Raw genomic sequence first — 14693 nt, forward strand, 5'->3', positions numbered from 1 at the left:
CAAGTTAGAGAAGCTTGAATTTTATAGAGGATGTTCAAAAAGTACGGCAAAAATGGCAAGCTGAATTTCTTCATATGTTGGATAATAAAATTTTTGCGATTATGTTCATTCCATACCGTAAAAATTTTTAAGGCTTAAGTTTAACGTACAGCTGGTTAGAATCTTACACTATGAACTTCGTTTCAGTGAGGTTCAGGCTTGATCCTAGATGCCCCCGACAAAATACTCCCCTGAACGAACGATCTTTTTAACAGTTATAAGCAAATGGTGGCTTAAACGTTATGGTTATGATCATCCTTCATTATCCGTTCCAGTACTAGCTTATACCCATCGCTACCGTAATCGATACATCTTCTAACCCTTGAAATGGTGGCAGTTGATGCATTCGTTTGCTTTTCTATTTCATTATATGTAGCTCCTTGTGTCAGCATTTTAGCAACTTGTAAACGTTGAGTTAACGAATGGATTTCCGACATAGTAGCGATGTCATCAAAGAAGCGATAGCATTCTTCTCTATCTTTTAACGATAAGATAGCATCAAATAACTGATCCAATTGTTCGCCACGTAATTTATCAATCTGCACGTTACGTCCTCCTTCCCATTACTCGCTTGATAAGGTGACCGCTGTATCTAATCCAGGATCTTCAGGTATAACATTAATCCATGTTTTTCCCGGAGTTAATGGGACTTCTTTACCTTCTTTCACAGGAACAATTCTGCCATTTAGCTTTTCCCATTGAAGCTTTTGCACTACACCCTGCTGCAATAAATACGCATCCCCGCCGGAAGCTAAATCAATGGATCGGCGGCCTTCATCATCAATCACTTCATGTTTTGTCTCTATAATAAAAACATTATTTATTTCTATCGGTTTTTCCGAGTCCATTTCCACTGTTTGTTGATGATCATTAAAGCGAGTATACACTTGTGTAGATTTGTCAAACTGATATTCTACGATTTCCATTGGATTCTCGGAATAGACGATTTCGACGGTTAAAGCCTCGTCTCCCGTCTCCTTTTCTCCTTCTTGTAAAAATAACATTTGAGAATAATCAGCTGTTGTCTGATACCCCTTTGCTTCTGCTTCATCATACAGCTCATCAAGCTGTAAATAAGAATTATGCGGTGCTTGTCTAAATGTTTCCCGTTTAAATAATCCCTCATTATCATAAAGCGAACCGTTTAAATGGTCAATTCCTCTGTCTTGAATTGACTGATTTATGAAATCAGCTGCACCGTGATATACGTAAATAGCGTTATAACCCTGTGCTAGTTCAGAATAGTACTCTCGTGCACTTCTAACCGGACCAACTACCGGAGGCAATTCACTTTGATAAAGTGCTAAAAAGCGTGTAATCTTACCTTCTGCTAATATTTCAAAAACGATATCTGCTTGCGACAAACCAGTTTGTGGCCTTGCTTTTTCATGGTTATTTACCATGACTGCAACGATCCTGTTATCAACAGCGTTATCTGCAGCCATACCGGTTAATGGATATGTATCCGTCAACTGTGATGGATTGGAATCCCCTTTTTCTTGATTATTTGTTTCAGCTTGATCGTCTTTACATGCCGTAATCAAAAACGTTAATATGAGTAGAATAAGTAATCCTTTTTTCACATGTCACAACCCCTTAAAACATAACTTGCAGATAGCAGGCCTCACCTTAAAAGTGAGGCTAGTCTACCTGTTACGTTATGCTTTTTTACTTTTTCTTCCATCGACTATCATCGTAGCTTTGTTTCTACGTTCCTTGGAAAAGAAAACTGCTTTTCTTGCTTAGAAATGGATGTCAAGGAAGCAACTAGTACTCATGTATCTACTAAAAGCACCCACGTCCTGTCCAAGCGCACTACTCAAATGACACCGCCTCAAACTTCGATGCACAAGACATACTTGTATCAGTGTTCAAAAGGTTAAGGAAAGTGAAAGTACCTGTACTAATATTTCGTGATCTTTCAAGGTCAACGAAGACTTCGGCAACGATACATCGTTTTTTTTAAAAAGGATGTTTCCATTTAAGCCAATTTCAAGTCTATTGCTCTCTTTTTGCACAAAAACTTACATTATAAGGCTAACACATTGTTGCTGGGAATAGTAGTTCTTTTTTCTTCACATCTATGATACCTTGAGGTGTAATTCGAACATATGGTAAATGAGTGGATGCTAAGAAAAATATAGAATAAACTGGATCAGAAAATGGATAGCCGAAATTTTTTAAATGCCGCTTCAATTCTTTTTCCTTAGCGATTAAATCTGTCATTTCCCCTTTGAACATCATTCCTCTTAATGCAAGCGGTATTTCTAACAGTACCTCACCCTGGTGTACAATAACAATGCCTCCTCCTAACTCTTTTAATCGTTTACCTGCTAAGAGGATATCATGTTTATTTTTTCCAATAAACACAAAATCACCGGTAACCGAATAAGAGCTGGCAATTGCGCCTAATTCATTTGTAAACCCACGCAAGGTTGTATTTACCCGCCATTTACCATGTCGATCCAACAACATTAAAAAGGAATCACTTGTATGAGCAGGCAAATGATCTACCGTAATATCAATTTCAATCGCATATGGCTTCATAATCACATCGTTAACCATTTCTAACCCGATTGGTACTGAAAATTGTAATTCTTTACTACTTACTTGCCAGTCTAATTCTAATGGGCCTATATCGTAATTTTTCCATTTAATTAAGGTGCAAATCCGTTGTTCTACTCCACCTTTTACTATCCATTGCCCCTTTGCCAAGACGCTTTCCGGTTGAGGAACTTTTTTATCAGTTAAAATGTTGATATGTGCAAGTCGCCCGGGAGCAATACTGCCGAGCTGTTCTTCCATACGTAAATGCTTGGCTGGATAATAACTTCCGATTAAATAAGCTTCTTCCACGGGTAATCCTTGTTTAATGGCAATATCTATGCAACGATTGATCAATCCTTGTTCATAAAATGCCGGTGTTGCTCCGTCAGTTGTAAACGAAAGATTATCAAATGAGGTTAGACCTGCTGCAAGCAATTCCTCAATTAGCTTTGGCAAATCCGGTCTGATTGAGGAATAACGGAGACCAACGTGATAGCCAAGCAGTAAACGCCGCATTACTTCTTCCCCTGTTATTGATTCATGATCTGCATTAGCACCCAGCAACTTCATTTTTGTTAATGTTCGAACAGAAGCTCCCGGAAAATGTCCTTCTACCGGTTTCCTTTGTTTTTTCGTCTCTTGAATCCAATACAGTAAAATATCGTCTCCGGCCAATAATTGCGGCCAAGATGTTAATTCTCCACCTTGTACAACAGCTGGATGATTAATCCAATCTAAGACATCTTCTGTCTTAAAAAGTTCATGGTCATCCTGTAATTCAGTTTGCGGATCAAAACGTGCCCACCAATACATCGATACGGGATGGGTACTGAATTCATCCAAAACAGAAAACGCTTTCTTTTTATTTAACATAAATAGCCATAATAGATTGTCATTAATTAATGTGGTTGTCCCTGTTTTTGCAGCATGATTTGCCAATTGTTCCGGATTGTATAGTTGAAAAGGATGTGCATGTGGTTCAATATACCCCGGGACTAAAAACTTTCCTGTACAATCAACTATTTCCGTACCTTTCTGGTTAATGGGTAAATTATCACCAACATAAACGATTCGATCCTCGTACACCCAAACATGGCCCTGCAACCATTTCTTTACATACGTATTTAAATACGTTCCATTTGCAAGTACAAGTGTTGGAGCTACTTCTCCATCAATAACTCGTACATGCTGCCTCATATCTCTGTTTCTCCAATAAAATCCATTGCGTAACATGATTCAACATCTCTCCAATTTACATCATCTCTTTTTTAGAAGTTGTTCAAAAAGTGCGCTTTAGACACATCGAATTTCTCCGTTAGTCCTTCTATTCTCTTTTTGAACACGAGCTTTTAGTTAATATCATCTATATATCTATGATAAAGCAAGGATGAACTCCAATAATTATTTTGTACGATGGTTGTAGATTAACATGTTAGCGAAAAATCCACAAGGGGTAAAAAGGAAAAAAATCCCATAACCAATATATGTCATTCCATTTTAACATATTTTTCGCCATTTAACTGTTTCAATTTTGTAAACTCTTATTATTTTTTAAGATTTTTAGAAAAACTTGGCTTGTCGCCAAGTCTTCAGCGAAAGCTGTAGTTTTTCTTATACGATAAACTCTAAAATTTTATACTTTCCTTAATACAAGAAAGCCTGTGACTATAGTGACGCTTTATACATTGTAGGATGCTAATATGTTAAATGGATACTACTAATCTTCATACGCTTACAACCACAAAAGGTTTCATTTTTTATTGTCTGAAATCGGTTTCTACATGTCGATATTTTTAAAAAATAGCATTATCTTAGGCGCTAACTGAGCGCTTCTAGATTTTGTTCTTGATTCAATTAAATAAAAAACTGGAATAAACCTGATAAGTGAGAAGTATTTGAATGAAGTAACCAATCACACGGGTACATGAAACATTAAAATGGTATTACATTAATTCTACTTCTTTACTTGTTTAAGACAGCTTAAAGCCACCACAGTGCTTAGACTTGGGTGGCTTTATATCTGGCTATATCGGTTCGATAAAAAAAGTCATCATTATTATGAAGTGCCCTTAGCGGTTCATAGGCATGAGCTGCCGCTTGACCTAATGTAGGTGCAGTTGCAGCTGAAAGCAGTACACGTCCTCCATCACTAACAAGTCTTTTTCCAATCTGCTTTGTACCTGCATGTACGATCATTGCTTGTTTAGGTGAAAATTCCGGAATCTCCATTCCTTTTTCACAAGCGTTTGGGTAGCCTTTCGCCGCTACGACAATACCCACACATGATTTATCTTCCCATTGAAGCTTAGGATCAATTCCGTTCAATACATCCGACATTACTTGGACAAGATCATTCTCTAACAGTGGCAGAACGACCTGTGTTTCCGGATCACCAAAGCGTGTATTAAATTCAATTACTTTTGGTCCATTTTTTGTAATCATTAGTCCTGCATATAGAATTCCAGTAAACGGTCTTCCTTCCTGTATCATCCCACCTACTGTTTTTTGCAAAATATGCGTATACGAAAACTCTAGCACTTGCTTCGTAATGTCAGGAACTGGTGCAAAAGCCCCCATTCCTCCAGTGTTAGGTCCTTTATCTCCGTCATATGCCCGCTTATGATCACGTGCAGGTACCATTGGATATACTTGGTCTTCATGAACAAACGCCATAAGCGAAAATTCTTTACCTACTAAAAATTCCTCAATCACAATCCTACTGCCTGCTTCAGAGAAAGTTTTCTCAATAAGCATTTGATCAACAGCGGTAAATGCTTCTTGTTTTGTTGAAGCAACGACAACCCCTTTTCCAGCAGCTAATCCATCAGCTTTAATTACAATCGGTACTCCTTTTTCCTCAATATATACTTTTGCTGTTTCGGGGTCGGTAAATGATCGATAAGCAGCTGTTGGTATGTTATATTTTTCCATAAATTGCTTTGCAAACTGCTTGCTTCCTTCTAATAAAGCAGCTTCCTTTGTAGGTGCAAATATTCGTAGACCTTCTCGCTGAAATGCATTGGCAATTCCGTTGTTTAACGGATTTTCCGGACCGACTATCGTTAAATCAATCGTTTCCTTTTTAGCAAAGGCGATTAATCCTTCTGTATCCATTTCGTCAATGGGTATGCAAGTTGCTTCTTGTGCTATACCACCATTTCCGGGTGCAGCATATAGTTTTGTTACTCTATCGCTTTCTTTTAGCTTCATAATAATGCTATGTTCTCTTCCGCCTCGGCCAACTACTAAAATATTCATAAAACTCCCCTTCCATTTAAGTGCCTAATTAAAAGAGCAATGAAGTTCGAGACTTTATCCTTTTTGGCGATCGAACTAGTTTACACCAGAGACAAAGCAAGTGCAGAAATTTTGGTACATCATTTACCGGACTTTTAGAACATTCTCTTTAATGTTTAAAATGACGAATGCTTGTATAAACCATAGCAATTCCATGTTCGTTACAGACATCAACGGAATCTTGGTCACGTTTAGAGCCGCCCGGCTGAATAATTGCTGTGATGCCTGCTTTTGCAGCAGCTTCTATCGTATCTGGCATTGGAAAAAATGCATCAGAAGCCATTACTGCTCCTGCTGCTTGTTCAGCCGCTTGCTCAATGGCAATCTTAGCAGCACCAATTCGATTCATTTGTCCAGCACCAATACCAACCGTACGATTATCCTTTGCTAGTACAATGGCATTCGACTTCACATGCTTAACTGCTTTCCAAGCAAATATTAGCTGATTGACTTCATCCTCAGATGGTTTACGGTTTGTCACCACGTGCAAATCACTGGCAGTAATCCGTTTATTATCGATGGTTTGAATGAGCATTCCGCCTTTAACGGATGTATATTTATGTTCTAAACCTGGTTTTTCTGCTCTAACTTCCAGTTCTAACAGACGGATGTTTTTCTTTTTCGTTAATATTTCTAGCGCTTCTTCTGTAAAACCAGGAGCGATGACAATTTCTAAAAAGATGTTACTCATTTTTTCTGCTGTTGCTTCATCAATCACTTGATTACAAGCAACAATCCCGCCAAAAATAGAGGTGGAATCAGCTTCATATGCTTGTTGAAAGGCATTTGATAAATTATCTGCTACTCCAATTCCACATGGATTCATATGTTTCACTGCAACAGCAGCAGGCTCATCGTATTCTGCTAAAATTTCTAAAGCTGCATTCGCATCTTGAATATTGTTATAAGAAAGTTCTTTGCCATGTAATTGTTTACTACTAGCAAGACTCCCTGCCTCCCTAATTGGCTGTTGGTAAAAAGCAGCAGCTTGATGCGGATTTTCACCATAGCGAAGTGTTTGTACTTTTTCATATGTCATGGTATAGCTTTCCGGAAAAGCTTCACCGATCTCTTTTGTAAAATATTGGGCAATTAATGCATCATAACTAGCGGTATGTTGAAATACTTTTGCTGCCAACTGCTGCCGTTTTTCCAAAGTCACTTCTCCACCCTTTACGACTTGAAGCACATCTTCATAATCGTTAGGATCAACAATTACGGTTACAGATTGATAGTTTTTGGCTGCTGCACGAAGCATAGATGGGCCGCCAATATCTATATTTTCAATGATGTCCTCTTTACTTGCAGTCTGTTTGTTTAATGTCTCTTTAAATGGATAAAGATTAACAACCACCATATCAATTGGCGTAATGTTGTATTTATCCAGTTCTTGACGATGAAGCTCGTTTTCCCGCTTAGCCAGTAATCCCCCATGGATAAAAGGGTGCAATGTTTTAACCCGTCCATCTAAAATTTCTGGAAAACCGGTTACTTCGTCTACTGGGATAACGGATATTCCTTGCTGCTGTAATGCTTTCAGCGTTCCTCCTGTTGAAATGATTTCATAATCGTTTTCCATTAATCCTTTAGCAAATTCCGTTATCCCTTGTTTATTAGATACACTCATTAATGCACGTCTTTTCATAATTATCCCTCATTCTGTATAAGTTGATTAATAACTTTCGGATATAATTGATGTTCTACCTTTTGAATGCGGTTTGTAAGTGTTTTCAGCGAGTCCGTTGGGTAAATTTTTACTTCTTGCTGAGCGATAATTGGCCCTGTGTCGATACCTTCATCAATATAATGGACCGTTACTCCTGTTTTGTTTACTTTTGCTCGATACGCTTTTTCAATTGCATCTTTTCCAGGAAACTTCGGCAATAGTGAAGGGTGAATATTAACAATTCTCCCATGATAAGCCTGAAGCAAATGAGCACCAATAATGCGCATATAACCAGCCAAGAAAATCCATGTAACTTCTCTTTCCCTAAGTATAGTAATTAACTCCTCCTCATATGCCTGCTTGGACGAATAGGATGTTGGATCAAATACATGTACAGGAATTTGTTTTTGTTTTGCTTTGTCAATAACCGAAGCCCCCGGACGATCACAAACTAAGAGAACTATTTCACAAGACAACGATTCAGTTTCCATGATCGCCTGAAAATTACTTCCCGTACCAGATGCAAACACACACACTTTTATTGATGCTTTCATGAGTGAAGATGCACTCCTTTATGATCTGTCACCATACCAATTGTCCGTACTGTTTCTCCGTGTTTCTCAATTATTTCTTTCACTTCATTCACATGATCCTTGGTAACAACTAGTACTAGACCGATCCCCATGTTGAATACACCGTACATTTCATTTGTAGAAATCGATCCTTGTTTCTGTAAAAACGGAAAAATTTCTGGTACTTCCCATGATGTCGTATCGATTTCCACTCCTAGATGGGAAGGAAGCATTCGTGGCAAATTCTCATAAAAACCGCCGCCTGTAATATGCGAAATTCCTTTCGTAAAACCTTTTTCAATTACTTGTTGTACGGCTTTGGCATATATTTTTGTCGGAGTAAGTAATGTTTCGCCAAGTGATTTCTTTAATCCATATGATTGATCCAAGCTGAGATCAGCTATTACTTTACGAACAAGTGAATAACCGTTTGAATGAATTCCACTCGATGGGAGTCCAAGTAAAACATCACCTGCTGTAATGGTTTCACCGGTAATTAAGTGTTCTTTTTCAGCAATGCCAACAGTAAAACCTGCTAAATCATATTCTCCTTCGCTATACATTCCTGGCATTTCCGCTGTTTCTCCACCAATTAAAGCTGCCTCTGCTTGAACACAACCTGCTGCAATACCTGCAACAATCTGTTCAATCTGGTCCGGGTCGTTCTTCCCACAGGCAATATAATCAAGAAAAAATAACGGCTTTGCACCTTGGGCAACAATATCATTGACGCACATAGCTACTAAATCAATGCCAACAGTATCATGTTTATTCAATGTAAAAGCAAGCTTGAGTTTCGTACCGACTCCATCTGTTCCAGATACTAATACTGGCTCCTTATACGTAAATGTGGATAGATCAAACAAGCCAGCAAATGATCCGATTCCACCGATAACTTCTTTTCTGGAGGTTCGCTGAATATGCTTTTTCATTCGCTCAACAGCTTGATAACCACGCTCTACATCTACACCCGCTTGTTTATAAAGTTCAGTCACGTTTGCCACTTCTCCTGTCTATAAATAAAATGAACCTTCATTCAGTAGGAGTCTTCTTCCATCTCCTACTGAATGTTAGTACCACAAGGGTATGACCTAATGGCCCTTGAACGAATCGGGCATTTAGGTGCGGTCAGCTGACACTAGACTTCTTGATCATACTAGTGTTATCGATTGGATTGTACGGCACCTTCATGCGAGATAAAGTGAAACACTTTGTTCCTCTCTAAGAACAAATTGGTCCTCTCTGAAATAATATTTTTCTGTCTCTTATCGAGTTTTTCCATTCAAAATTAAACTCACACACTTATATATATTCATTTAGTGTTAATGCGGAATAAAGGCAAATTTCTTTTCCCCTTCCAGTTGTACAGGATAGCTTCCATTCATACAGGCTGTACAAATTCCTTGATGAATTGTTTTATCTTTTAAAATCGCTTTTTCCATTCCTGCTTCGGATAAATAAGCTAAACTATCTGCTCCAATCATGTCACTTATTTCTTGAATGGAATAATTGGCTGCGATCAATTCCTCTCGTGTTGACATATCAATTCCATAATAGCAAGGATGTTGAATCGCTGGAGATGCTATTCGAACATGCACTTCCTTCGCTCCTGCTGCTTTTAGCATTTGCACAATTCGTTTGCTTGTTGTTCCTCGGACAATGGAATCATCAATCATAACCACACGCTTTCCTTCAATAATGCTTTTTACCGGAGAAAGCTTCATTTTCACCCCTTGCTCCCTTAACTCTTGGGAAGGCTGAATAAATGTTCTTCCTACATAACGATTTTTAATAATCCCCATCTCATAAGGAAGATCACTTTCCTCTGCATAACCAATTGCTGCCGAAGTGCTTGAATCTGGGACACCCACTACAATGTCTGCATTTGTCGGGGCCTCTTTTGCTAATTCTTTTCCCATTCGTTTACGGGAAGCATGGACATTAACAAGATTTACATCACTATCCGGACGAGATAAATATACATATTCCATCGCACACATTTTCCGTTGCTCACGAATAGCAAACCGTGTAGAAGTTAATCCAGCTTCACTAATGGTAATTAATTCCCCGGGCAATACTTCTCGTTCAAACACTGCACCAATTTGTCCAAAGGCACATGTTTCTGATGCAAATACATATGCCCTTCCGAGTCTGCCAATTGATAATGGGCGAATGCCTCGAGGATCAAGGGCAATGTACATTCGATCCTCTGTTAAGATCAAATAGGCATAAGCTCCAACAATTTGATTAAGTGCTTGAGCAATGGTTGTTTCCGTTACGCTATTTCCTCCCCGTTTAATAAGGTGAGCGAGTACTTCTGTATCTGATGTTGTTTGTAAAATGCTCCCCTCTTGTTCGAGCTTCCCCCGTAATTTATAAGCATTCATCAGGTTGCCATTATGGGCGAGCGCCATGCTCCCTGTTTGCGAACGAAATAATAGCGGCTGTACATTTTCAAGTGTTTTAGCGCCTTGTGTAGAGTAACGTACATGACCAATCGCTACGTTTCCTTTTAACGCTTGAAAATTAGCATCCTTAAAAACATCGTTGACTAGCCCTAAACCTTTATGAGCTTTTAATTGCTTTCCATCGCTTACAACAACTCCGGCGCCTTCCTGACCACGGTGTTGCATCGAGTGTAGCCCATAATACGTCAATTCAGCTGCTTTTTCATGTCCCCAAATGCCAAATACACCACATTCTTCGTTTATGCCTTTGTCTTCAGCAAACATGGAATGGCTCCTTTCCATATTGACTTTAATGGGGATACCTCCTCAGATACAATCTGTTTGCCATTGACCGAAATCAATAACACTTCATCACTTGTTACCTTACCTATTTCAATAGCATCATCGACGAGTTGCTCAAAGCGTTTTTTGTTTGCTTCGTTTACTGTCACAATAAACCGGGACTGTGTTTCACTAAATAAGGCGGCAGTTGGTTCTCCACTTAGTTCTACAGTTGCTCCTACCTGTTTATTTGCAAATAAGCACTCAGCTACAGCAACTGCCAGACCACCTTCTGATACGTCATGTGCTGATGTAACTACACCTTGTTTAATTGCATGCAATAACTGGTCTTGTCTTGTTTTTTCGACATGGAGATCAATAGTTGGTGCAGCTCCTTCATATTTTCCGAGAAGGAGATACTGTAGTTCGCTTCCACCAAATGAACTATCCGTTTTGCCAATGATATAAATCGTATCTCCAGCTGCCTGGAAATAATTCGGTGTGATGTGGCTGGTCGACTCATGAAGACCTACCATACCGACGATTGGTGTAGGGAAAATTGCTTTTCCTCCGGATTGGTTGTAAAGCGAGACATTACCGCTAAGCACTGGTGTAGAAAGCGCTTCACATGCTTTTGCCATCCCTTCAACGCTTTTTTCCATCTGCCAAAAGACTTCCGGGTTATTCGGATTTCCAAAGTTTAAACCATCTGTTAACCCAAGTGGTTTTGCACCAGAGCAAATAATATTTCTAGCTGCCTCTGCTACAGCAATTTTTCCGCCAGTCTCCGGATCTAAATAAATATAGCGGGAATTACAATCCGTCGTCATTGCCAATGCTTTATCCGTTCCTTTAATACGAATCACAGCTGCATCTGAACCAGGACCTACTACTGTATTCGTTTGCACCATAAAGTCATACTGATGATAAACCCATTCCTTGGAAGCAATCGTTGGTTGTTGTAATAGCTGCTTGATAACAGCTGCGTGATCGTCAACCATCAATGGCTTATTTCCCATTTGCTGAAATTCCCTAAAATAGGAAGGCTCTTTAGCCGGTAAATCGTAGACTGGTGCCTCCTCAGCAAGTGCGTCAACAGGAATATCAGCTACCTGCTTATTAAGATGAAAAATGCGAAATACCTTTTCCTCAATGACTCTGCCAATCACCATTGCCTCTAGTCCGTATTTTTGAAATACTTCGATAATTTCTTGTTCACGACCCTTTTTAACAACAAGCAGCATCCGCTCCTGTGATTCTGAAAGCATCATTTCATATGCTGACATATGCTGCTCCCGTTGCGGAACATGGTCTAAATTCAACTCCACTCCAGTTCCTGCTTTACTTGCCATTTCACTGGCTGAAGAGGTTAGCCCAGCTGCTCCCATATCTTGCATACCTACTACAGCATCTGACTTTATCACTTCTAAACACGCTTCAATTAATAACTTTTCTATAAATGGATCGCCGACTTGAACTGCTGGACGATCCTTTAGCACATCATCTGCTAGATCATCAGAAGCAAATGTTGCCCCGTGAATTCCATCGCGACCAGTTGCAGCCCCTGCATAAATGACTGTATTACCGATTCCTGCTGCAATTCCTTTCTGAATATCCCCATGATGGATTAATCCCACGCACATTGCATTAACAAGCGGATTATCTTCATAGCTATCATCAAACTGCACTTCTCCACCTACTGTAGGAACACCTACACAATTGCCATAGCCTGCAATACCGTCTACGACACCCGAGAACAAATATTTCACCCGATCATTGGAAAGCTTCCCGAACCTCAATGAATTTAATAATGCGATTGGGCGTGCACCCATGGAAAAAACATCACGAATAATACCGCCCACTCCAGTCGCTGCTCCCTGATACGGTTCTACAGCAGATGGGTGGTTATGGCTTTCTATTTTAAAAACAACTGCCTGCTCATCACCAATATCAATAATTCCGGCACCTTCACCCGGCCCCTGCAATACATGAGGTGCTTTTGTTGGAAACCTTTTCAGTAACGGCTTGGATGATTTATAACTACAATGTTCAGACCACATCACAGAAAATATACCTGTTTCCGTAAAATTTGGTTGGCGCTGTAAAATTGTTTTTATCACTTTGTACTCTTCATCACTTAATCCCATTTCCCGATAAAGCGCTTCTTTCTCTATTTGTTCTGGACTAACTTCATGCGTTTGTAACATATGATTCCCTCCAATTATGAACCAATGACTTCAATAAACGTAATCCGTCCTTACTGCCTATTATCTGTTCTACAGCTCGCTCCGGATGTGGCATCATCCCAAGTACATTACCTTGTTGATTCACAATTCCCGCTATATTTGCTACAGATCCATTTGGATTATCTTGATACGTAAACACAATCTGCTTATTTTCCTGTAATGATTGCAATGTTGTCTCATCACAATAATAATTGCCTTCCCCATGTGCAATTGGCAACTGAATAATTTCCCCCTCACGATATCCATCTGTAAAAATAGTTTGATTATTTTTCACAACAACATTCTGCTCTCGACAAATAAATGAAAGCTGCTGATTACGGAGTAATGCTCCCGGAAGCAGTCCCGCTTCTGTCAATATTTGAAAGCCGTTACAGACACCCAATACCGGCTTTCCTTTGGCTGCATGCTGTTTAATTTGCTTCATCACTTGAGAGGTTGCTGCTACAGCTCCAGTTCGTAAATAATCTCCATAAGAAAAGCCACCAGGAAGTAAAATAGCATCATAGCTTTCTAGATTGCTATTTTCATACCAAATAAGCTCTGCTTCTTTCCCTAAGACTTCTTTCACCGCATGGTACATATCATAATCACAATTAGAACCAGGAAATGTAATGACAGCAAATCTCACGACTGAACAGCCTCCTCCACTACGAATTGATAATTTTCAATCACAGGATTTGCCAGCAGTTTCTTGCACATTTCTGTAACACGAGCCTCCAATTTAGGTCCATCCTGCACATGTAATTCGATGACTTTTCCAACACGAGCTTCTTCCACTTCAGCATAGCCTAGAGAATGTAATGAATCTTCAATCGCCTTCCCTTGTGGATCAAGTACACCCGGTTTTAATGTAATATGCACCATTACTCTTTTCATTTTTGCTCCTCCAGTCGGTTTAAAATCTCCTCATAAACTTCAATTAAATCGCCTGTTCCTTGGCGAAAAACATCTTTATCCAGCTTTTCCATCGTTTCCACATCCCAAAGTCGGCATGTATCAGGTGATATTTCATCAGCTAAGACAATCCACCCATCTGGCAAGCGACCGAATTCAACTTTGAAGTCTACTAGTTTTATCCCAATTCTCTGAAAATTTTCGCTTAGTGTCTCGTTTATTTCGAGAGCTTTTTCCTTGATTTCCTTTAATTCATTTAGCGAAATATTCGTTAATAATATCGCATGCTCATCATTAATCAATGGATCTTTGAGATCGTCATTCTTATAAAACAACTCTACAATCGGTGGGTTAAACGGTGTTCTTTCTTTCATACCCAGCCGCTTCGTAATGCTGCCAGCAGCAACATTACGAACAACAACTTCTAATGGGATAATTTCAGTTTGATAGACAAGCTGTTCTGTCTTATTTAATTGTTTAATAAAATGTGACGTGATCCCTTTTTCTCGGAGCTTGGTAAAAATCAGGGAAGAAATTTCGTTATTTAGACGACCTTTGCCGGGAAAAACCGATTTTTTTTCGCCGTTAAAGGCAGTTGCATCATTTTTATAGGATAAAATGATTTCCCCTGTTCTGTCGTTTACCTGATACACTTTTTTTGCCTTACCTTCATACAGTAACGTGCGTTCCACGGATCTTCACC

The 14693-nt window shown here is 39.2% G+C and carries 12 protein-coding genes; all 12 read right to left on the reverse strand.

Annotation, left to right across the window (positions count from 1 at the left end; all coding sequences use genetic code 11):
• Window positions 1–272 precede the first annotated feature (272 nt).
• On the reverse strand, window positions 273–584 hold the full coding sequence (locus tag JNUCC74_RS14825; protein ID WP_077318211.1) for a YerC/YecD family TrpR-related protein: 312 nt from the start codon (window positions 582–584) through the stop codon (window positions 273–275).
• An 18-nt stretch (window positions 585–602) separates the two neighbouring features.
• Window positions 603–1622, reverse strand: coding sequence for a DUF3048 domain-containing protein (locus JNUCC74_RS14830; protein WP_454065941.1), 1020 nt, complete (start codon window positions 1620–1622; stop codon window positions 603–605).
• Window positions 1623–2076: 454 nt separating this feature from the next.
• Window positions 2077–3783, reverse strand: a complete 1707-nt coding sequence (locus JNUCC74_RS14835) for an adenine deaminase C-terminal domain-containing protein (RefSeq protein WP_454065942.1) — start codon at window positions 3781–3783, stop codon at window positions 2077–2079.
• 801 nt (window positions 3784–4584) lie between these two features.
• Window positions 4585–5844, reverse strand: a complete 1260-nt coding sequence (gene purD / locus JNUCC74_RS14840; protein ID WP_454065943.1) for a phosphoribosylamine--glycine ligase — start codon at window positions 5842–5844, stop codon at window positions 4585–4587.
• A 148-nt stretch (window positions 5845–5992) separates the two neighbouring features.
• Window positions 5993–7528: a bifunctional phosphoribosylaminoimidazolecarboxamide formyltransferase/IMP cyclohydrolase gene (gene purH / locus JNUCC74_RS14845; protein ID WP_454065944.1), complete on the reverse strand. Its 1536-nt coding sequence runs from the start codon at window positions 7526–7528 to the stop codon at window positions 5993–5995.
• Between the two features lie 2 nt (window positions 7529–7530).
• Entirely contained in the window at window positions 7531–8103 is a 573-nt protein-coding gene (gene purN, locus JNUCC74_RS14850) for a phosphoribosylglycinamide formyltransferase (RefSeq protein WP_454065945.1), read from the reverse strand.
• Window positions 8100–9116, reverse strand: coding sequence for a phosphoribosylformylglycinamidine cyclo-ligase (gene purM / locus JNUCC74_RS14855; RefSeq protein ID WP_454065946.1), 1017 nt, complete (start codon window positions 9114–9116; stop codon window positions 8100–8102). Before purM ends, purN begins: the two co-directional genes overlap by 4 nt.
• Window positions 9117–9443: 327 nt before the next feature.
• A complete protein-coding gene (gene purF / locus JNUCC74_RS14860; protein WP_454065947.1) occupies window positions 9444–10853 on the reverse strand; it encodes an amidophosphoribosyltransferase in 1410 nt (469 codons plus the stop codon).
• Entirely contained in the window at window positions 10829–13057 is a 2229-nt protein-coding gene (gene purL, locus JNUCC74_RS14865; protein WP_454065948.1) for a phosphoribosylformylglycinamidine synthase subunit PurL, read from the reverse strand. Before purL ends, purF begins: the two co-directional genes overlap by 25 nt.
• Window positions 13041–13724: a phosphoribosylformylglycinamidine synthase subunit PurQ gene (gene purQ, locus JNUCC74_RS14870; RefSeq protein WP_454065949.1), complete on the reverse strand. Its 684-nt coding sequence runs from the start codon at window positions 13722–13724 to the stop codon at window positions 13041–13043. The genes purL and purQ overlap by 17 nt, the downstream gene beginning before the upstream one ends.
• Window positions 13721–13972: a phosphoribosylformylglycinamidine synthase subunit PurS gene (gene purS, locus JNUCC74_RS14875; RefSeq protein WP_454065950.1), complete on the reverse strand. Its 252-nt coding sequence runs from the start codon at window positions 13970–13972 to the stop codon at window positions 13721–13723. Before purS ends, purQ begins: the two co-directional genes overlap by 4 nt.
• The gene (gene purC / locus JNUCC74_RS14880) at window positions 13969–14682 is read right to left on the reverse strand and encodes a phosphoribosylaminoimidazolesuccinocarboxamide synthase (RefSeq protein ID WP_454065951.1); all 714 of its coding nucleotides are present in this window, start codon (window positions 14680–14682) and stop codon (window positions 13969–13971) included. Before purC ends, purS begins: the two co-directional genes overlap by 4 nt.
• Between the last annotated feature and the right edge of the window lie 11 nt (window positions 14683–14693).

Source organism: Cerasibacillus sp. JNUCC 74, from assembly GCF_053667775.1.

What these genes read in the sequence shown, in the direction of transcription:
- purL (WP_454065948.1), bottom strand. Translation starts at nt 13,057, where the DNA reads ATGTTACAAACGCATGAAGTTAGTCCAGAACAAATAGAGAAAGAAGCG.
- purD (WP_454065943.1), bottom strand. Translation starts at nt 5,844, where the DNA reads ATGAATATTTTAGTAGTTGGCCGAGGCGGAAGAGAACATAGCATTATT.
- purF (WP_454065947.1), bottom strand. Translation starts at nt 10,853, where the DNA reads ATGTTTGCTGAAGACAAAGGCATAAACGAAGAATGTGGTGTATTTGGC.
- purH (WP_454065944.1), bottom strand. Translation starts at nt 7,528, where the DNA reads ATGAAAAGACGTGCATTAATGAGTGTATCTAATAAACAAGGGATAACG.
- purN (WP_454065945.1), bottom strand. Translation starts at nt 8,103, where the DNA reads ATGAAAGCATCAATAAAAGTGTGTGTGTTTGCATCTGGTACGGGAAGT.
- purS (WP_454065950.1), bottom strand. Translation starts at nt 13,972, where the DNA reads ATGAAAAGAGTAATGGTGCATATTACATTAAAACCGGGTGTACTTGAT.
- JNUCC74_RS14835 (WP_454065942.1), bottom strand. Translation starts at nt 3,783, where the DNA reads ATGAGGCAGCATGTACGAGTTATTGATGGAGAAGTAGCTCCAACACTT.